This is a genomic window from Actinosynnema sp. ALI-1.44 (assembly GCF_001984155.1).
GTDB lineage: Bacteria > Actinomycetota > Actinomycetes > Mycobacteriales > Pseudonocardiaceae > Kibdelosporangium.
On record NZ_MTQO01000044.1, the window covers coordinates 96,081 to 116,326 of the forward strand.

Below are 20,246 nucleotides of genomic sequence, written 5' to 3' on the forward strand. Positions count from 1 at the left end.
CCGCAACGACGAGGGGCCACCCCGACACGGGTGGCCCCTCGTCTTGTGTCGTCACTCAACCGAGCCGCGTGACCGCATTAGTGCGCTTCTCAAGTCCTCCTGAGAAGGTGCGACCCGGACACACTCATAAACTCTCAGGACGCGCTCAGCGCCTGGGGCCAAGCACTTGCAGAGCGTTGTCATAGATCGACTTACGCTGGTCATAGTGATACGGCAGCACGCTACTGTTCGGATTTCCCACGTTGATCGCCCGGCTGACTCCGAGGAAGTCGCCCTGGTCGGCCAGATCGTTGAGGTTCGTTCCGGTCGCTTGTGTCCAATACCACGCGATGACCTTCGCCGCGACGTCCGGGTCACGCAGGATCAGATCGGGATCATCGACGAGATCTGGTCGACCGATGGCATTACCGGCCATTTCGTAGTTCGCCCGGTGGGTGAGCTGGATCAGGCCGCGCCCCTTGTACCGCTCACTCTCCCCCGCAGGCAAGCCGAATTCGATGTCCCGCTGCCGGAAGAACTCCGAGTCACCGAATTCGACCCTCGTTCCCAAGAAGGCCGACTCGACGGCCACCGTTGCCAGGAACGCTGCCTGACGCGCCGGCGTGTTGATTTCCGCCTCTGCCATGGCTTTGTTGATCTCAGGCAGCGAACGAACGACGTCTTCATACGAGGCCTGTGGAATGATCGCCTGCAACTGCTGGGTAGTGATCGACGATCTGTCCGCGCCGGGGCGGTAGGGAACCTGGCATTCCGTGTCGAGGCACGCTTGTGGTGCCTTGCCAGTGGGGTCAGTCAGCTTGACCGGGTTGTTGTGGGCGTAGGTGTGAGTGGCGAGGTTGCGGGGGTTGGTGATGCCGCCCGCGGCTTTGCTGCCGTCGATGAACTCAGGCAGGGCTGGGTCTGCGCTTGCCCAGAGTTGGGTTCTGGGGTTGTAGTAGCGGGCGCCGTGGTAGTACAGACCGGTTTCGGTGTCGAGTTCCTTGCCGGTGAACTTGTACGGCGTGCTGGATTGGCCCGCCTGCTCCTCGACCCAGGTCTCACCGAAAGGCATGTACTCGAGGTGTTCGGTGACGTTGCCCTGGTTGTCGGTGACGTATCCGGACGAGCCGAGATGGTCGGCATGGTAGTAGGACTGGGCGTTCTCGGCTCCGCTGGCGGCGACGGTCTTCGTGCTGAGGCGGTTGACGCCGACGAAGATGTGCTTGTAGCCGGTGCCGTCGCGTTCGCTGTAGCTACGGTTGGGGTACAGCGACAGACCGTCGCCAGCCTTGACCACGCGTTCACCGGCAGCGTCATAGGTGTACTTGACGGCGGCGTCAGCACAGCCTGCTGGAGTCTGAGCGACAGTCGTGGCGGTGTCGACGTTGCAGGCGAGCCGGTTCTCCTCGTCCCACACGTACTGGCGTCGTTTGCCACCGGCCGCCGTGTTCACCGTGTCGGTCAGGTTGCCGCTTGCGTCATAGGCCTGCGTGATCGGGCCGACCATGCTGGGAGCGTGTGGTTTGCCGCTGCCGTAGGTGTACGCGTAGTCGTAGGTCGTCTTGTCCTGGACCGAGGCTGGGTTAGTTGGGTCCTCGATCGGCTCGATGGGCCCTGCCTGCATCGGGCTGAACGACACCGGGCGCACTGAGCCGGGAGTCTGGGTGACCTCGTGGTGCTGGGTCTTCTTTGTAGTGTTGTGGATCGAGTCGTAGCCCAGGGTGAGGGTGTACCGGTTGGGCTTGTTGTCCTTGCCCAGGTATTCGCCGCTGGCCGAGGTGAGCCGGTACAGCTCGTCGTAGCCGTAGGTCTGTGCGCTCTTCGAGGCGGCCGTGTTGTTGGTCAGTTTGGTGATGTTGCCGATGTTGTCGTAGGTGTAGGCGAGGTTCTGGAACTCGGACTCCCCCGCTGACTTCAGGGTCGCCAACCTGCGGTCGGCCTGGTCGTAGGTGTAGGTCGTGCGCACCCCGTTCCCGGCTACCTGGAGGACTTTCTGTCCGAACTTGTCGTAGTCGAGGCGACCCAGGTAGGTGTAGTTGACGCCGTTCTTAATCCCGGTGGCACGGCTGACCTGGCCGCCGGTGTCGTAGTCGTAGGTGAGAACTTCGCTGTCGGGGTACGTCATCTGCAGGACGCGGTTGAACGCGTCGTACCGCCATGACGTGGTGTAGCTACGGGGTGACCCGCCTGCCGCGGTGATCGTGCGGGTTTCGCGGGTTGTCTCCCCTAGCGCCCCATAACCGCGGGTGACCGTTCCGGCTGCGTCGCGGATCTCGGTGATCCGTGACGCCGCGTTGTCCGCGGCTCCTGGTGCGCCATAGGTGTAGTTGACGTTGTTGGCTGGGAAAGTCGGGTACCGCACGGCCTTCAACCTGCGGTGCTCGTAGTCGTACTCGACGGTCTTCCCTGTGGCGGTGATTTTGGCGGTGACGTTGCCCGCTAGGTCATAGCGGGTCTCGGTGCGACCGGCGTCGGGACTGTCAAGGACGGTACGGCGGCCGAGATTGTCGTACTCAGTGCGGGTGGCGTTGTTCTTGTCGTCGGTGACGGTGGTGAGCTGGCCGAGTGGGTCGTGGTCGTAGCCGGTCCAGATCACCTCCGGGCCGTTGAAGTCCTTGACCGCGGTGGTCAACTCGCGCAGGTCGGTGTAGGTGCGGCGTTGTTTGCCGTTGCCGTCGGTCGCCGTGGTCTCGAACCGGACGCGACCGGCGCGGTCCGGCCCGAACCCGTAGGCCGTGGTACTCGTGACCTCGTCCGGCTGGATTGTCTTGACCGTCCGGTCCAGCACGTCGTAGGTGTGCCGGGTGGGCGCGACGGTGTCGAACGCTGTGTTGAACGCCGTGTTGCTGTCGTTCTTGGGTTCGGTGACGGGATGGTACTGGTCGACGGCACGGCCGAGGAAGTCGAACTTCGTGCGCCCGGACACGGTCATGACCTGCTGCGGTGTGGAACCAGCGGTGTCCGCGACCGACGCGTCCTTCTTGGTCTGCAGGACGCGTTTGAGGCCGTCGGTGAAGGTGACTGTGTCAATGGTGTCGTCACGGACACCGGCCGCCGACCGGTCCAGATGCCGGGTGGTCGCGTACGGAACAGCGGCTTCGGGGTGGTAGTCGAAGTCGATCGTGGCCTTGCCGGACCCGATCTCGTACGGCCCGGTGACTGTGTCGAGGCGCCCGACGGCGTCGTAGGACATCAACACCTGTTGGTTGTTCTGGTCGGTGTTGCGATCCGGTTGCCCGTACTTCAAGTTGTGGGTCGAGGACGACCGGTACCCGAAGCTGTCCGTGATGGACTCGACGTGGACGCCGACGACCGTGTCATAGCCGTACTCCAGCTTGTACCGCTGCCCTGCTTCGTTCGCCGGTCCGGTGACCGACTTCAGGTTCCCCTCGGGGTAGTAGTCCAGATCGGAGTTCGCCGACGCGTTGTCGGACAAATATTGCCTGACTTGTCGCACCGCACCGGTCGCGCAGTCGACGCTCGCCTCACGGTGTCGCGCCCCGGAGTTGGCCGCGGTCCCCCGTTGTCTGACCGAGGTGGCGGTACCGACGATGTTGCGGTCGCGGCATGCCTGGTCGGCCGCGGTATAGCCATAGGTGATTTCCGTGTCGTCGGCGGCGCCGTCATCGGCGGCGTCGAACGAGCGGACCAGGTTGCCGTAGTCGTCGTAGGACATCTCGGTGTGCGTGGACTTCGCCGGTGTCGCGGCGCCTTCGTAGAAGCGTTTGTCCACTCGGGACAGCGCCGCGAACACGCTGCCACCGGCGATGTCGCGCAACTGATACGTGTTGGCCGTCTCGGTGAACGGCTTTCCCGCGCCGTCGGTCAGCAAGGTCCGGGCCAGCAGGCCCTTCGTGTACGGGCTGTCGGTGCGGTACTCATCAGTCGTGCTGCGGTACAACGCATCCGCCGTACCGGGGTCGCGCGTCTCGGTGACGACCTTGCCGAACCCGACGAACTCGCGCTCGAACCGGTCGTACTTGCCTTGTTCGTACCGGAAGGTGGTGAGTTGGGTGTCGATGCCGTCACCGGGCTGCCCGTCGGACACCGCGGTGCGCGACAGAACCCAGCGGGACTCGGGCATGGCAGCGGTGTTGCCTACGCGGGTGTAGTCCAGGTCGATACGCGCACCGAGAGGACGGCCTACCGAACGGAGCAGGTTCGTGCGGCCGGACTTGTTCACCGCCACCTTGAGTTCGTTGTCCCGGGTGGACTTGACGTGGTCGGCGAGACCGTCGCCGTTGATGTCGCGCAGGCCGACTTCGGCACGGCCGATTCCGGCGGAGACATTGGCGCCGGGGTTGAACACGAACGTCCCGATCGGGGTGGGGACAGGGAAGGTGAAGTAGACCCCCGCACCGAGGGTGGCGTTCTTGTCCACGGCGATGTCGGAGAAACTGCCCCGCAACGGGGTGGGCGCGGTGAAGCCGGTGCCGGTGTTGAACGCCACCTTGATCGGGTTGGCGCCGTCGGTGAAGACGCGGTCGGTGAGGCCGTCACCGTTGACGTCGAGCATGCTGGCGTTGGTGAACGACGTGCCCAGCTCAGCCGACAGGCCACCGGCGAAGCCGTAGTTGTCGACGTTGAACCCGAGGTTGACACCGATGTTGCGGGTGGAGGCGTCGTTGATCGGCCCGGCCGACCAGGGCTCCCGCGCGGCGAAGCTGTAGCCGAGGTTGAGTTGCGCGTCGCCGTTGGCGAAGACCTTGTCCGGTAGACCGTCACCGTTGATGTCGATCAGGTCGACGCGGGTGTCGGACTCCCCACCACCGAGGCTGCCGCCGATCCCCAGCGCCGGTTGCACCGGGCCGTTGGTGGAGGTGTTGTTGCTGCTCCCGGCTTCGGGTGCGGCCAGGCCCAGCGCGCTGGCCAGCGTGGCGGCCTCGCTGCCCGCGGAGTACGACACGTTGCCCGACAGGTTGTCGGTTTCACGGACGTTGCCGCCGAGCGTGCCGCGCCGAGTGCCGAGCGCGCCGTTCATGTCGGTGAACTGGATCTCCTTGGCGCCGACGACGTCGGGGTATCGGTCACCGTTGAGGTCGACGTAGTCCACCGAACCGGCGGTGATGCCGCCGACGACGGTGCCACCGAACGGACCAGCCGACAGGGTGCCGGACACCTGGCCGGTGACGCCACGGCGCATCACCGTGCGGTCGCCCGCGACGTCGGCGTCGGTGACGATGTCAATGGTGTCCGCGCCGAGGCGGGAACTGGTCGCCATCGTGCCGGTGAACCACGAGGACTCGTCCTGTGCGGCCCAGCCGCCCTTGGCCGGGTTGGCGGCGAAGATCGCCAGCCGGGGCATGGCGACCCGGGGGTTCGCGGTGAACCCCGGGATGTCGGCTTCCTTGGGCTCCTGGGGAAGGGCGTCCTTGAAGCTCTGGTCGATCGCGAGCTCGGCCTGCTTGATGGGCTGGGTGGCGCGGTCGCGGTTGGCCTGGTATCCGATCACGCCCCAGCCGCGGTAGGGCTGCGGGAACGCGCCCTGCGAGGCGGAACCGTGCATCGCGCTCGGCGCCGGGGTGAACGACGGCCACGGCGACGTGAGGTCATAGGTGACCTGCGCGGACTGTTCGGCGACCATGCCGAGCAGGTTGGGATCCGTTGTGGAGTGGTCGAGGTACAGCTCGTCGCCTTCGGTGACCGGGACGGTCACGCCCAGGTCCTGTCCGGGCGAGCCGTACTGCCCGTTGACGACGTCGACGACCCGTTTGCCCAGCAACTGCCCGCCGCGTTTCTTCACCGTGAACGCGATCTTGGTCGTCCCGGTCAGGCTGCCGAAGGTGAACTTCACGCTCGGCCGCACCTTCACCTGGCCGGTCTTGGTCACCTTGTAGGTCTGCTGCGGCGCGGTGAGGGTGTCGGCCGGGTACATGTCCACGTCGAACGGCGGGCTGATCACCAGCGTCGGCTCGCCTTTGTCGTCGACCAGCGACTCCACGCCCGGTGCGGCCGTGTAGTGCGCCTTGGGCACCCAGGACACCGCGGAGACGTCGATCGGGGAGTCGGTCTTCACCTGCCACGACATCTTCTCGAACTGGCTGACCGGGATACTCACGTCGATCTTGGTGGTGCCGGTCGACGCGGCGGGCAGGACCTTGCGGAACACGTCCGCCGGGGTGTGGACCCCGTTGCCCTTCGTGATCACCACGGTCACGTCGTCGGAGGTCGTCTTGCTCTTGACCACGTCACCGGTCAGCCGCAGCGTGCCGTTGACCGGCACCACCACCTGCGACGAACGGCCGCCGAACGTGAAGTCCGTCGACGCACGGAACACGGTGTTCGCCAACCCGTTCACGTCCGCGCCCGCGGGAAGAGTGGTGTAGGTGATCGTCGGGTCCCACGCCACCGTGTCGTACTTCCCGTCCAAGATGGACTGTGTGCGGAAGTAGAGCGCGTCGCCCTTCTTCACCGCGACCGACCCGACGTTGGCCGGGGTGAACTCGGTGTGGTCGTCCGGGCCGATCCGCTGCGCCCACAGTTCGGTGTCCTTGGCCTGGATGGTGACCCGCACGCCGTCGGCCTTGGTGTAGGCGGCACGTGCGGGCGACGGGTCCTGGGTCAGTTGCACCCGGCCGTCGACGCGGACCGTGCCGTCGAACGGCGCCACCCAGCGGCGTACCGAGTCCAGCAACGGCGAGTTGTCCACCTGCTGGTTGAACTGCGCGGTCTGATCACCGACGATCTCCCCGGTCACCGCGCCACCCCCGACCGGTACCGGGGTGCGCGTGGAATCCGCGCTGTAGGCAGGTTGACCACTGGCGTCGAGATAGCCGAACAACACACCGCCGTTGTTGACCAAGTCGGTGATGCCGTCACCGTTGACGTCGCTGAAGAACCGGTCGGACGTGGTCGTGGTCCCCACGAAGTCCAACTGCGCGGCGACGGCCGCGACGAACGCCTCGACACCGATCGTGCCCGACAACGTGCGCTCGGTGGAAATACCCGGGAGATCGCGCAACTTGATCGGGGTGTCACCGAACTTCGGCGCGCCACCCGGCGCGGCCAGGTTGGGCCGGAAGTACACGTCGTTGTTCTTGCGGAACACCTTGTCCGGCAAGTTGTCGCCGTTCACGTCCATCAGCGTTGACAGCCCGTCGGACTGACCGGCGTTGAAGCCGACCTTCACCCCGACGCCGCCCTGCTTGACCGGCAGCCCCTGCACGTTGTACCCGGCGAACAAATGCGCGCCGAACCCGACGGAGGTGTTCGCCGAGATCGCGCTCGCCTCACCTTCGCGGATGTTCACACCCAGGTCGTCATCCGGGACAGACCACGCCGAAGCATCAGCGAACCCGTTGTAGTTGCCGTCCTTGTCACGCACCTCGTCGAAGTAGTCGAACGAATGCGTGTTGAACAGCTTGTTGTCCTCACCGAACTGCGACACCGAGGCCAGCAGGGTCTTCGCGTAGGCGCCGGTGCGGTAGTTGAGCTCGTAGGCCCGGATCAGGCTGTTGTCGAGTTTGACCTCGACCCGGCGCAGCAGGTCCGCCGTGACCCGCTTGAACCCGAACCGGGCGTCGATCTGCACGTCCCCGCGGCGGGGCTCGTTGCGCTCGCGGTCACGCAGGAACGTCACCGAATACCGGCCCTCGGCATCGCCGTGACCGGTGTAGGTGATCCGCTGCGGGTACAGGTTGCTGCCCGGCACCTTCGACTTGTCGGTCCCGCCGTCGTCCACCCGGGCGTACCGGTAGCGCATGACGTTGTCGTTGGTGTCGCGGACTTCGCGCACCGCCCAGGAACCCACGTTCCCGTTGGCGTCGGCCAACGCGGTGTTCTCGGCGCCGCCGTACACCATGCGGGTGCCGGACTTGTCGGTGACCTCCCACCAGTAGTTCGACGGCTTGTCCCCGTGCCGCACGATGCGGTCGAACCGGCCTTCCACCCGGGTGTGGAACACCTTCTCGGCTGTCCGCTTCTGCAATTCGCCCCGATGGGCAACGGGTGTCAACTGCTCGCCGTTGAGCAGGTAACTCTCTGTCTCCAGACCGGCGTCGTAGCGCGGAACACCCCACCGTGTGTCCACCGTCACCATCGGTGTGCTGACGTCCCACCCGACACCGAGCCAGCCGTTGGCGCCCGCCGAGGTGTAGGCCACCGCGAGCTTCGGCTCCACACCCGCCCGCCCCTTGGGCGCCTCCAGCGGATACGACAACCGCGCGTCACCCGCGTTGTTCGCTGTGGGAGCGCCGATCAGGTTCACCCCGGCGCCCGGGTCGGCCGCCTTGATGTCCTTGATCTGGTTGGGGTTGAACGACGTCCCCTCCGGGTGCTCCGGAGCTGTCACCGCCCCGTCCGCACCTGCCCCTTGCGCCGTCCCACGCACCGACACCGGCGGCGCCGAGCCCATCACCGTCGCCACCAACGCCACGATCAACACCACGGCCGCGCCTCTGCGGCGGTGGCGAACGGGACGACGAGTCCACACGAGGACGGACATGCCCTCGACCCCCTCCAGGTCAACGAGCCAGCGAAACGGTGTCGGTGCTGGCCACGGTGATCTGTGTAACTGCTGTGGATTGTTCAGTGCCGGGGCCTGGACGCTGAACGACGAGATCTGAACAATTCGGCGGGGGTGGTCAACTGGAGAGGGGCGGGCTGGTGGCGCGTGCGGAGCGTCCGTTGGATCCGGGGGACGGCCCGCTGCTGCGGTGGGCCGCCGATCTGCGGAAACTGCGGGAGAAGGCGGGCAGCCCCGGCTACCGGGAACTCGCCCGGCGCGCGCACTACTCAGCCGGTGCGCTGTCGGAGGCCGCGAGCGGGCGCAAGCTGCCCAGCCTGGCGGTGACCGTCGCCTACGTCCAAGCCTGCGGCGGTGACATCGCGGCGTGGGAGCGGCGCTGGCGGGACCTGTCGGCCGAACTCGCCGAACTGGTCGAAACCGCGCCGCAGGAGCGGAAGGCGCCCTACGTCGGGTTGAGCGCGTTCCAAACCCAGGACGCCGACCGGTTCTTCGGTCGCAGGGAGTTGGTCGAGCAGGTCCGCGCCCGGGTGTTCGACACCAGATTCGTCGCCGTGGTCGGCGCGTCGGGCGCGGGCAAGACGTCGTTGTTACGGGCCGGACTGCTGCCCACGATCACCACCCACGCAGTGGTGGTGATGACGCCCGGGGCTCGTCCGATCGAGGAGTGCGCGATCGCGTTGGCCAGCCTCACCGCGACGTCACCGACTCGGCTCGTCGAGGACCTCGCGGTCGAATCCCGGGCGCTGCACAGGTTCGTGCGCCATGCCCTGGCCGGGCACCCGGCCGAGGCCGATCTGGTGCTGGTGGTCGACCAGTTCGAGGAGATCTTCACCCAGTGCCCCGATCGCGGGGAGCGTGCGCGGTTCATCGACCTGCTCGCCACCGCCACCACCGCGGACAACAGCAGGCTGCGGGTGGTGGTGGGCGTGCGCGCCGACTTCTACAGCCACTGCAGCCGTTACCCGCACATGGTGGACGTGTTGCAGCAGGCACAAGTGCTGGTGGGTCCGATGACCACACCCGATCTGCGTGAGGTGATCACCCGTCCCGCGATCGGCGCGGGGTGTTCGGTCGAAAGCACCCTGCAGGCTACGTTGTGCGCCGAGGCCGACGGCCGGATCGGTGTGCTGCCGCTGTTGTCGCACGCCCTGCTGGAGACGTGGCGTCGCCGCCGTGGCAACGCACTCACCCTCGCTGGTTACCACGAGACCGGTGGCATCACCGGAGCCGTGGCCCGCACCGCCGAGACCGCCTACACCGCACTGACTGAGCCCCAGCAGCAGTGGGCGCGCCAACTGTTCCTCCGGCTGGTCGCGCTCGGCGAGGGCACCGAGGACGCCAGACGCCGCTTGGACCGCGCCGAACTGGACCTGGCGCACCCCGACGCCGATGTGGTGCTGGAGAACCTGGCCCAGGCTCGACTGGTGACGCTGGACCACGACGGCATCGAGATCGTCCACGAAGCCCTCATCCGGCACTGGCCCCGGCTCACCGAATGGCTCAACCACGATCGCGAAGGCCTGCGCGTGCACCGCCAGCTCACCGACGCCACCACCGTGTGGGAGGGCCTCGACCGCGACCCCGGTGCCCTCTACCGCGGCACACGCCTCGCCCTCGCCCGCGACTGGTCCGATACCGCGCAGACCCACCTCACCCCACGGGAACAAGCGTTCCTCGAAGCCAGCCTCGCGGCCGAAGCCGGTGAACGAGTCGCGGCCCAGCGCCGTACCCGTCGTCTGCGCCAACTCGTCGCCCTGCTCGCAGTGCTGTTCCTGCTCGCCACGACGGCCACGGTCTACGCCGTCCACACCCAGGCCGCGATCACCGAGCAACGCAACGCCGCCATCGCCCAGAACGTGGCCGTGGACGCCACCGAGCTGTTTCGCACCAAGCAGGACTTGGCCGTACAGCTCAGCGTGACCGCCCACCGGTTGGCCGCCACCACCGAAACCCGCAACAGCCTGATCAGCACCCTGTCCACCACACTGATCAACCAGCCACACGAGATCTACTCGGTCGACTTCAGCCGCGACGGGCGTGTCCTTGCCACCGCCAGCGGAGACCACACCGTGCGGCTGTGGGACGTCACCGGCGCACGCGTCCCCACCGAACTTGCCACTGTTCCCAACACAACCGGCACGGTGTTCGGGGTCGCGTTCAGCCCCGACGGCCATACCCTGGCCACAGCCAATCAGGACAACAACGTGCGGCTGTGGGACATCACCAACCCACGGCAGCTCACCGAACTCGCCGCCGTCCCCAACGCGCCCAACACGGTCTACGGAGTCGGGTTCAGCCCGGACGGCCACATCCTGGTGACGAGCGACTTCGTCGGTCACGTGCGGCTGTGGGACATCACGAACCGTCAGCGCCCCACCGAAATGGCGACGCTCACCGGACACTCCAGTGTGGTCTACTCGGTGACCTTCACTCCCGACGGCCACACCCTGGCGACCGCCGGCGAGGACAGCACCGCCCGGATCTGGGACATCACCAACCCACGCAACCCGAGCGAACTCGTCGCACTCAACGCTCACACCAGGAGCGCGGTGTACGGAGTGGACTTCAGTCCTGATGGCCGCACCCTGGCAACTGCGGGCAACGACAACACCGCGCGCCTATGGGACGTCACCACTCCGCGCACTCCCACCGAGCTCGCCACGCTCAACGGGCACACCAGCGGGCTCTTCGGCGTGGACTTCAGTCCCGACGGCCGGACCCTGGCGACCAGCGGCGGGACCACCGCACGCCTGTGGGACGTCACCAACCTCCGCAGTCCCACTGAACGGACCGTCCTCACTGGACACATCACCGGCGTGTGGTCCGTGGCCTTCAGACCTGACGGACGGGCACTGGCCACCAGCGGCTGGGACCGCACCGCTCGGGTCACGCCCACCGACACCGACGAACTCATCGCGCGCGCCTGCGACCACGTCCACAGCCGGATCACCCCTGCCGAATGGGACCAGTACCTCCCCGGCATCCCTTACGACCCACCGTGCCCATCCCGGTAACCCAGTTGCCGGTCGTGCAGCCGACGCCACACCAGCAGGGAAATGACCGCGCCGCACAGGCAAAGGAACATGTCCCACTGCGTGTCCCAGACGTCTCCCTGGGTGCCGAGGAAATCGTCCGCGCCCGCCCCGAGCAGGAGCGCGCTGAACCATTCCACGAACTCGAAACAGGCACTGATCGCCAGGCACACGCAGACGGCCAGGAACGCGACCCAGCCACCCGGACGCAGGGGCGTGCGGCGTAGCAGCACCTCACGCACGGCGATCGCGGGGACGAAACCCTGAATGAAGTGACCGAACCGGTCGTAGTTGTTGCGCTGGGTGTCCAGCAGGTCCTGTGCCCACTCCCCCACCGGGGTTTCGGCGTACGTGTACTGCCCGCCGTAGCACAGGACGATCGCGTGCACCACCAGCAGCCAGCACAGCAACCGGGTCAACGGGAAACGCTTCCGCAGCGCGATCACCAACGGCAGCCCGGCCACCACCCAGACGACTTCCAACAACCAGGTGCCCGGCGATCTGGCCTGTACCCCGGTCACCACGAGCGCCGCCACCACGACTCCGGCCAGCACCATTCCCTCAGCCCTGCCGACTCCCCGCACCATGCGAGGACCCTACAACGCAGTCGTGCTACCGGTCCGTGGCGAACTCGGACTCGAGCGTGGGCAGGTTGCTGCCCTGTTCGTCCAGCACGTCGACCTCACGCGGGGCCGGGAACACGAACAGGCTGTTGGTCGACGAATCCCGCAACCCGGCGCTGAGGTGGTTGACCGCCGCGACGATGTCCTTCTCCTGGTCGTGGTACGACTGGGCCGCTTTGCCGAGGATGCTCTTCATGCTCTTGTCGACGGAGGTGGCGCTGTCGTGACTCAGTACCTCGCTGACCTGCGCACTGGTTCGGATGTTGTTGAACGAGGCCACCACCGACGCGGCGTCCTTCGCCGAGATCGACGCGAACCCGCCCGCGGCGATCGCTCCCCTCCAGACGGTCCACACAGTCCCCGCGGCGATGGCCACGAGGAGGGTGGCCTGGAGGACGTCATCCGACTTCATCTGCCCAACCCTGTTGAACGCCTCGATCGACTTCCGGCCGATGTCCCACACGTCCTCGTTGAGCTTCTGCCGCAGACCCATGTGCATCGCCAGCGACGCCGCCGTCATGTCGATCGCCGCGACCTGGTTGGTGACCTTCTCGTCGAACTTGTTCAGGATCTTCTCCTGGAAGGCGTCCTTGGCGCTGCCGTGCCAGCCGTCGATCTTGTCGTCGATGGCCCGCGAGATCTGTGTGGGCGTGTCCCTTCCTGCCAGCTCGCCGATGCCGGAGTCGATGTTCGGCACCGGCACGTCACTGCCCTCGGGTTTCTGGACCGCGAACTTGTGGGTGAGGGCGAACGACGCGCGGCCGAGCCTGTCGAGGACCCGCTGCATCCCCGCCGGGTCCGGCGTCGCGAAGCTCGCGTACAACTCCGGATAGTGGGTGTAGAAACGGTCTCCAGGCAGGGGAAACGCGAAACCGTGCTGGCCCGCGCCTGACTTCGCGTTCTGGTTCGCCTGCTCACGCAGATAGGCGCCTTCCGCCGCGTTGGCGACGTCCTCGCCGAGTTTGCGCAGGTCCGCCTCGCTGTGAAACGCCATGATCGACTCCTGGTGATCTTTCGTGGTCCGGCGCTACGCGCTGGGTGTGTGGTTCAGTGACTCGGTGAGGCCGCGCATCGTGTCCGCGATCCGGGCGTCGGTGGCCGAATAGGTGTCGACCACGTGCTCCATCGCCTTCCCGACTTTGACGGCGTTTCCCGCGCACGTGTCCAGCATCGTCACGATGTCACCGCGCAGGCTCGCCCACGCCTTCGCGAAGGCCCCGCCGTCCGGGACCACCGGTGGGTCGGCGGCGACGTTGTCGTCGGCCAGATTGGCGTTGCGCATCTCGTTCGCCAGCACGGCGTACGTCCAGGAAAGCTCCCTGAGGTCCTTCCTGGCGACCTTGTTGAGCGATTCCAGGTTGGTCTGAAATGACATCCGTCCTCCTGCTCGGCATGGCAGATCACTGTTCGTCCGGTGGGGCGGGCACCACCGTCGCCACGAGTTCGCCGTTCTCGCCCAGCCGCCACACGACCTTTCCCCGCGGCGCCTCGTCTTCCGGCGGTGCGGCGGCGGGCTGCGGTTCGGCGGGTGTCGCACGGCTGGGCCGTTCGTCGTCCTCCGCGGCGACAGGCGGGTCGATGACGCCGGAGGCGGCAAGGGCATCCTGATCACCGGCCGAGAACGTGTCGCCGTCGGCGTTGACCTCGTAACGGCGCTGGTGCTCGGAGTCGTCGGCACCCTGCCCTCGTGCGGCGGCGGGCATCGTCATCGGCATGAACGGCCCACCGGCCTGCGCGACTTCGGCAGCGGCGGTGGCGGCCGGTCCACCGGCGGTCATCTCCTTCGGCGGCACCGCGAACGTGGCCCCGCCTGGGGCGAGCCGAGTCTCCGGCGTGCCACGGTTCGGCGCCGCACTCGTCTTCGGCGCCGCACTCGCCTTCGATACAGCACCCGTCTTGGCGGCCACGCCGCTCAGCGGGATCCCGCTGCCGGGGGACAGGTTCGTCCCCCTGTCCCCCGACGGCGTGCCTGCTGTCGTGCTCGATGTGCTCAGCGGGGACGCTGAGCTCGTAGCACCTGTCGTGTTGGTCGGGCGGGAAGCGGCCTGGTCCGTGTCACCGGCTGTGCTCGCGGTCGGATCGGCCAGGCCGGACGTCGCTCGATCGGCACCGGTCGACGGGGCGGTGCCGGTCGAGGCCGTCGGGTCGTCAGCACTGGTGGACTGACTGGGCTCGGCGGCTGTCTGCTCGCCGGACTCGGGGTTTGCCTGTGGTGTGGCATCCGCCGCCGACGAGTCGCTGTCGCCCTTGGCCAGTTTGCGCAGGAGTTGGGTCACCGTGTGCACGATGGTCAGCACGCTGTCGACCAGTTTCATCAGGTTCGTGGCGTTGGCCAGCAGGTTCGCCATGACATCGGCGATCTGCGCGCTGTACCCGTTGGCGATGGCCACGCACTTCGTGATCGCCTCCGTGACGCTTGTACCCATCGTCAGCGGGGCGCGGGCGATGCCGTCCGCCATCACCGGGATCATCTCGGCGACCGCCGCGTCGATCAGCTGCACGATCCGGGTGATCGCCTTGACCACCTCCTCCCCCGCACCGATGACCGCGCCGGAGACCGTCTTCGCCGCCTCGGCGATCACGGTGACACCCTCGGTGAACTGCGTGCCCGCGGCCTGGTACCGGTCCGCGGCCTCGCCGGTCCACCCGCTGGTCTCGGTGGTGCCGGCCTGGCGGTAGGTGTCGGCGAGCGCGCGGACGTCGACCGCCACGGCGGCCATGCCCTGCGCCAGGGCACTCACCACGCCCGAGTCGCCGCGGAACTGGTCGAGCGGCTTCGCCAGGAACGCCACGTGCGGCGTCAGCATGCCGACACCGGCGCTGCTCAACGCGTCCAGCGGGGTGGCCGACGAGGTGAGCGGGCCGAAGCCCGCCGGGGTCGGCAGCGCGGCCAGCGGACCGGTCGACCAGTCCGAGTCGAGCACCGCGTTGGACACTGTGGAGAGTTCGGCCAGCAGTCGCGTGGTCGTCCTGTCGGTGCTCACAGCTGGAGTTCCCGGGCGAGGTGGTCGGCCGAGTTCTCGTCGGTCCGCCGGTAGGAGTCCGCTGAGCGGCGGACGGCGACGCTCATCGAGTCCACTGTGGCGGACACGTCGCGGATCGCGGCCCTCGCCTGCTCGACCGCGCCGGACAGCCCGGCGGTGAGGAACTGGACGAAGGTGCCGAGCGCGCCGTCCGCCATGTGGTCCGGTGCCCGGTCGGCCACCCAGGACAGCTCGTCGGCTATGCGGGCGACCGTGTTGGCGTGCTCGCGCAACCGGTCAGCGTCGATGTCGTACCCGCTCATCAACCTCGCACCCTCGGCATCTCGAAGTAGTCGTCGTCATCCACGGCGTCCACGGCGGGACGGCGGGCGTTGGGCGGTTTGTGGTCCACCGCGACCGGCAAATGCGCCTTGACCAGGTCGAGCACCGCGCCCTGGCCGACGAAGTCGGTTGTCACCTGGATGATCTGCCCGGCCGCCGACCGCTGCGCCGCCTTGGCGGTCGCCACGATCAGGCCGGCCAGCGCGTCCGGTTCGAGCGCACGGGCTTGTGTGGTCAGCCGGAGCCGCTCCAGCACACCGTTCACGTCGACCCACGCCTCCACCTCACCGCGTGGCGCGACGGCGTGCCCGCCGACCTGACGCAGCCGGGCTTGCGTCCGGGCCGCGTCGTGCGCCGCGGCCACCGACTCCCGGCGGTAGTCGGCCAGCCACTGCTCTGCGCTCACCACGATCCCCCTCCTGCGCCCGCTCCCACGGCGACAAGCAGCCCGCCCCGGCTGTCCAATGAGGACAACATGGCTTGCCTCTCCGCCGGTTCGCCGGGCTTGTGGTGACCGACACTCGTCCGTCAGGGCAGTCGTCACCAGGCCACGAGACGGCCATTTATGTCCGGTGCCGTCTACCTGCGCAAACCCGGCAGGCGGATTCGCGCGGTTCCGCCCCCGCGGCGGCGTCCCGGTCACTACACTCCAGGCAGTCTTGGCCGAGGAGGACGGGAAATCGATGACTGGGGGCATTCTCGACCCAGACGCCGCGCGTGAGCGCGTGGCGGCCTGGAAAGGGCGGATCGACAAGTTGGCCGCGGACACGCAGGCCATGAGCGATCGGCTGCAGCAGGTCCGGGTGACCGCGTCGGACCCCGGCGGACTGGCCGAGGTGACTGTGGACTCCACCGGTGCGCTGGTCGATCTGCGGTTGACCGAACGCATCCAGCGGACCGCGCCGGACACCGTCGCCCAGGCGGTCATGTCCCTGCTGCAGCAGGCCCGCCGCGAGGTGGCCGACCAGTCACAGGAGGTCATCGCCGAGACGATGGGCCCGGACTCGGCCGCCGGGCAGGCCATCGCCGAGCGAGTCGGCAGGCACCTGCGGGGCACGCCACCGCAGGCGGCGGACGAGGACGAGGACTTCGACCCGCGATCCGACCTGTGGAAGCGGTGATCCATGCCCGACGGCTTCGTGGTCGACACCGACCAGATCCGCGCACACGCGGCCAACGTGGAGGCGGTGCTCGCCCGCTTCGACGCGGTCAAAGCGGCCAGCACCCACATCGCGCAGGACGACCAGGCCTACGGGCTGCTGTGCGGCTGGATCTCCGGAGTGCTGGAGGGCAAGCACACCCGGCAGGACGCGGTGATCGCCAAGGTCGCTGAGAACCTGCGGCTCGTCGCGGCCGAGCTGCGCACCAGCGCCGAGATGTACGACACGACCGAAGGCACCAACGCCTCGGCGCTCTCCTCGATCACCGGAGACGGCCGGTGACCGACGGCGGGCTGGTGGCGCCGGTCGAGTCCACCCGTGAGGCGTGGACCGGCTCCGGCCTCGCCGACAGCATCGAAGGCCTGGTCGACGCCGTGCGCTCCGAGGGCTGGGTGGACGACGCGCTGGCCGGGCTCGGCCTCGGCACCGAAGTCGCCGCCACAGTCATGGACCCGATCAGCGCGCTGCTGGCCAACGGCATCGGCTGGGCGATGGAGTACTTCGAGCCGCTGCGGGAGATCCTCGACGAGTTGACCGGCAAGCCGGACGTGGTCCGCTCGCACGCCGCCACCTGGAACAACATGGCGACCGAGCTGTACGCGATGAGCGACGAGCTGGGCAACCACCTCGACCAGGACACCCCGGACTGGCACGGCGCGTCCGCCGACGCCTACCGCGCGCTGATGGTCAACAACGTCGAAGCCCTCGGCGGGCTCGCCGCGATCTCCGCGGCGATGGCGGCGGCGACCGAAGGCGCGGGCGGGCTGGTCGAGCTGACCAGGGAGATCGTCCGTGACCTGATCGCGGACCTGGTGGCCAGGGTGATCGTGTGGGTGGCGGAGGCGATCTTCGTCGTCACCATCCCGATCATCGCGTCGCAGATCGCGGCGGCGGTCGTGAAGTGGGTCGGCCGGATCACCACCTACGTCCTCGGCCTGATCAACAGCCTCACCAATCTCAACAAGCTCCTCAACAGCTGAGGGCAGTCCCGCTAGGAGCACAGTGGACCTCGTCAAGCTGAACACCGACTCGCGCGCACTGCTGGAGTCGGTCGCCGACCGTCTCCCCCCGGACACCGTCGCGCAGTACCGCAGGCTGAGCACAGCAGGCGAATGGGCCGAACTGGTCGACGGGCTCGCCGCGTCCCTGGTGCGCCGCAAGGTGGTCGTCACCGAGGCCGAGTACCGGCAACTCGCCGACCTGCTCGGCCGCTTCCCCGCAGGCCAGGAGGGTTACACCTACCTGGGCGACCCGCAGAACGTGCTGGCGCGACTGGCAGTCGAACCGTCATGAACGCGCTGCACGTCCTGGCCCTGCTGCTGGTGGTGGTCAGGTTCCTGCTGCACAAACGCCCTCCGGGTGGAGGCGGAACCCCGCCCAAGAAGCCGAACAGCCCCGCGAACATGCCGAAGCGGCGCGGGACCGGCAACCCGAGCCAGGGCGTCGAGAGCGCGCTGGACACCACAGACGCAAGGGCAGACGCGGGCACCCCGCCCAGCGGCCGTTCGGGCACAGGGAACTCCCCCACCGAACGCCCCAACCAGTGGACGACCGTGGAGGGCTCCCCGCCTTCACCCCAGAACATCAACCTCAACCAAGGTCGCCGCACACACATCATGGACGGCGACGCCAACGGCGTGGGCGGCGGACACTTCCCGGGCACAGGCATCCCCGGCAAGACGGAGTTCCCCGAACGCTGGCTGCCCGACGAGAACGACCCGGCCGCGCCCGAACTCGACGCCACCATCGTCGGCCACATCGAGGACGTCGCCCGAAACCCCGACAGCCCACCACGCCAGCAGGACAACGGCCGCTGGGTCGTCAACGGCACCCGTGACGGCGTCGACATCGAGGTGATCGTCAACCCGGACGGCAGCATCTGGACCGCCTATCCCACCGGCGGCCGGGGCGTCACCCGCAACGACGAACACGGCAACCCCCAACCACTGGACGAGTAGCCAGCGCGGTTACCGCAGCCAGTGGTGGGCGACGAAACCCGTTTCGTAGGTGAACACGATGAATTGGGCACGGTTGCCGACAGGAGAGGCTCGCACCCAAGCGCGTATCCCCCTAAAACATTGATATGTCCCACTTCTCATGACCAGAGCGCTCCGCTGAAGCTAGCGAAACGGTGATGCGTAAGACAGTCGTGACAGTTGTTGGTGACCAACGGAGCTGAGCGCCTTCGGCTGCGCTGTCCGCTGTGTTCCGGCGGGGTGCTCGACATGACGTAGTCCGCATCGCCTGGGGGCGCGAATTTTTCGTTGCCTCAACGGGAATCGCCATTGCCTCGATGACCAGGCCATACGGGCGGTGAACCGCTTCGCTGAGGCCCGATCTGTTGAACAGTGTTCTACCCGATCGTCCGATTCGTGATTGATCGCCCGCAAGCCATGATCGGGCTGCACGGTCGGTCGACCGCGGTGCTGATCGATGGGGGATCGCTGGATGAACCGCAAGGACAGGCTGCGCTTCCGTGTGCTTGTCGGGAGTTACGCCGCGTCGACATTCGGCAGCTATCTGAACATGGTCGCGTTGAACCTCTTCGTCTTCGAGGCCACCGGCAGTGCCTTCGCCACAGGGCTGTTCATGGTTCTGCGAATGGTCTGCGGCTTCGTGGCCGGTCTGCTCGGCGGAGTGATCGCGGCGCGGTTGCCACGCAAGGCCGTGATGATCTCGTGCGACGTCGTACAGGCCGTCGTGTTGCTGGTCTTCGCAGTCGTGTCCCACGCCGCTCGGCTGCAGATGTTGCCGGTGGTGGCGGTGTCGATCGGCCTGTTGTCGACCACCAGCACAGTCATGTTGCGCAGCAGTGTGCCTGACCTTGTCGGTGCGGAGCACCGGCAGCAGGCCAATGGCGCACTCGTGACCGGTCGGGCCGCCGCCATGGTTCTCGGGTTCGCCTCCGGTGGGGTGTTGGTGTCCTGGCTCGGCTACCAGGCGGCGTTCGCCGTCAACGCCGGCACGTTCGCTGTGTCCGCGCTCACGCTCATGGTGCTGGCGCTGCCGTTCGCCAAGCGCGATGTCGAAACAGGCGAGCACACGGGCTATCGCACGCGGTTGCGGCTCACCATGCTCGCTCTCGCAGCGGCGCCCGCTGTGCTGGCGATTGTGGTGATCAGGGCCGTTGACGCGTTCGGTTCGGCGTCACACCAGGTCGGCACCCCGATCTACGCCACCCAGATCCAGCCGGACAACCCGGCGAGCTTCGCCGGGAACTTCTACGCCGCGTGGGCGGTCGGCCTGTTCACCGCACACCTGTTGATGAAACGCCTGCACCGCGAGCCCGGTGAGGTGGGCGCCGAAAAGGCGTTCGTACTGGGGACCGCGCTGATGTCGGCGGCGTTCATCGTCTCGTTCGCCGCCATCCCGCAGCCATGGGTGCTGTTGATCATCGCGGTCGCCGGTGTGGCCGACGGAGTCACCGAGATCACCTACACCACCCGTGTTCAGGCGGAACCGGAACCGGCACGGGGTTACTTCTTCGGATTGACCGCGATGGCGGAGAACGCGGGCCTGGGCATAGGCATCGTCCTGGCGGGCGGGCTGTTGGAAACGTGGTCTCCGGTCGCGGTGGCCGGGTTGATGCACGGCCTGGTCGTCCTGCTGGCGCTGGGCTACCTGCTGCTGGTGCTGGCCCGGCGGAAACCGCGCGTCGACGAGTTGGCAGGGAGCTGACT

At 67.5% G+C, this 20,246-nt stretch carries 14 protein-coding genes; 7 read left to right on the forward strand and 7 right to left on the reverse strand.

Going from position 1 to position 20,246, the window contains the following annotated elements; genetic code table 11:
- Positions 1–145 precede the first annotated feature (145 nt).
- On the reverse strand, positions 146–8,422 hold the full coding sequence (locus ALI144C_RS19165; RefSeq protein ID WP_083753182.1) for a SpvB/TcaC N-terminal domain-containing protein: 8,277 nt from the start codon (positions 8,420–8,422) through the stop codon (positions 146–148).
- Between the two features lie 161 nt (positions 8,423–8,583).
- Between ALI144C_RS19165 and ALI144C_RS19170 the strand changes: the two genes are divergently transcribed.
- Positions 8,584–11,460: an nSTAND1 domain-containing NTPase gene (locus ALI144C_RS19170; protein ID WP_076988492.1), complete on the forward strand. Its 2,877-nt coding sequence runs from the start codon at positions 8,584–8,586 to the stop codon at positions 11,458–11,460.
- On the opposite strand, the gene ALI144C_RS19175 is transcribed toward ALI144C_RS19170, so the two are convergent.
- Genes ALI144C_RS19175 through ALI144C_RS19200 form a run of 6 tightly spaced genes read right to left on the reverse strand, consistent with a single transcriptional unit; the run spans position 11,433 to position 15,815 of the window.
- The gene (locus tag ALI144C_RS19175; RefSeq protein ID WP_076988493.1) at positions 11,433–12,065 is read right to left on the reverse strand and encodes a DUF2238 domain-containing protein; all 633 of its coding nucleotides are present in this window, start codon (positions 12,063–12,065) and stop codon (positions 11,433–11,435) included. The genes ALI144C_RS19170 and ALI144C_RS19175 overlap by 28 nt on opposite strands.
- A gap of 25 nt (positions 12,066–12,090) precedes the next feature.
- Positions 12,091–13,095 (reverse strand): hypothetical protein, encoded by a 1,005-nt coding sequence (locus ALI144C_RS19180; RefSeq protein WP_076988494.1) that lies wholly within the window; start codon positions 13,093–13,095, stop codon positions 12,091–12,093.
- A gap of 33 nt (positions 13,096–13,128) precedes the next feature.
- Entirely contained in the window at positions 13,129–13,476 is a 348-nt protein-coding gene (locus ALI144C_RS19185; protein WP_076988495.1) for a hypothetical protein, read from the reverse strand.
- A 25-nt stretch (positions 13,477–13,501) separates the two neighbouring features.
- Complete coding sequence (locus tag ALI144C_RS19190; RefSeq protein WP_076988496.1) at positions 13,502–15,085, reverse strand: WXG100 family type VII secretion target; 1,584 nt, start codon at positions 15,083–15,085, stop codon at positions 13,502–13,504.
- Positions 15,082–15,387, reverse strand: coding sequence for a type VII secretion target (locus ALI144C_RS19195; protein ID WP_083753183.1), 306 nt, complete (start codon positions 15,385–15,387; stop codon positions 15,082–15,084). The genes ALI144C_RS19190 and ALI144C_RS19195 overlap by 4 nt, the downstream gene beginning before the upstream one ends.
- On the reverse strand, positions 15,387–15,815 hold the full coding sequence (locus ALI144C_RS19200) for a YbaB/EbfC family nucleoid-associated protein (RefSeq protein ID WP_076988498.1): 429 nt from the start codon (positions 15,813–15,815) through the stop codon (positions 15,387–15,389). Before ALI144C_RS19200 ends, ALI144C_RS19195 begins: the two co-directional genes overlap by 1 nt.
- Before the next feature lie 274 nt (positions 15,816–16,089).
- Here ALI144C_RS19200 and ALI144C_RS19205 point away from each other — a divergent pair, with 274 nt between their 5' ends.
- The 6 genes from ALI144C_RS19205 (at position 16,090) to ALI144C_RS19230 (ending at position 20,244) form a co-directional block, all read left to right on the forward strand.
- Entirely contained in the window at positions 16,090–16,527 is a 438-nt protein-coding gene (locus ALI144C_RS19205) for a YbaB/EbfC family nucleoid-associated protein (RefSeq protein ID WP_076988499.1), read from the forward strand.
- A 3-nt stretch (positions 16,528–16,530) separates the two neighbouring features.
- On the forward strand, positions 16,531–16,848 hold the full coding sequence (locus ALI144C_RS19210) for a type VII secretion target (protein ID WP_076988500.1): 318 nt from the start codon (positions 16,531–16,533) through the stop codon (positions 16,846–16,848).
- Positions 16,845–17,546, forward strand: coding sequence for a WXG100 family type VII secretion target (locus ALI144C_RS19215; RefSeq protein WP_076988501.1), 702 nt, complete (start codon positions 16,845–16,847; stop codon positions 17,544–17,546). The genes ALI144C_RS19210 and ALI144C_RS19215 overlap by 4 nt, the downstream gene beginning before the upstream one ends.
- Before the next feature lie 22 nt (positions 17,547–17,568).
- Positions 17,569–17,859, forward strand: coding sequence for a hypothetical protein (locus tag ALI144C_RS55570; protein ID WP_076988502.1), 291 nt, complete (start codon positions 17,569–17,571; stop codon positions 17,857–17,859).
- Positions 17,856–18,524 carry an EndoU domain-containing protein gene (locus ALI144C_RS19225; RefSeq protein ID WP_076988503.1) on the forward strand — a complete coding sequence of 223 codons (669 nt, stop codon included), beginning with the start codon at positions 17,856–17,858 and terminating at the stop codon, positions 18,522–18,524. The genes ALI144C_RS55570 and ALI144C_RS19225 overlap by 4 nt, the downstream gene beginning before the upstream one ends.
- Before the next feature lie 490 nt (positions 18,525–19,014).
- A complete protein-coding gene (locus ALI144C_RS19230; protein WP_168211292.1) occupies positions 19,015–20,244 on the forward strand; it encodes an MFS transporter in 1,230 nt (409 codons plus the stop codon).
- The last annotated feature ends 2 nt before the right edge of the window (positions 20,245–20,246 follow it).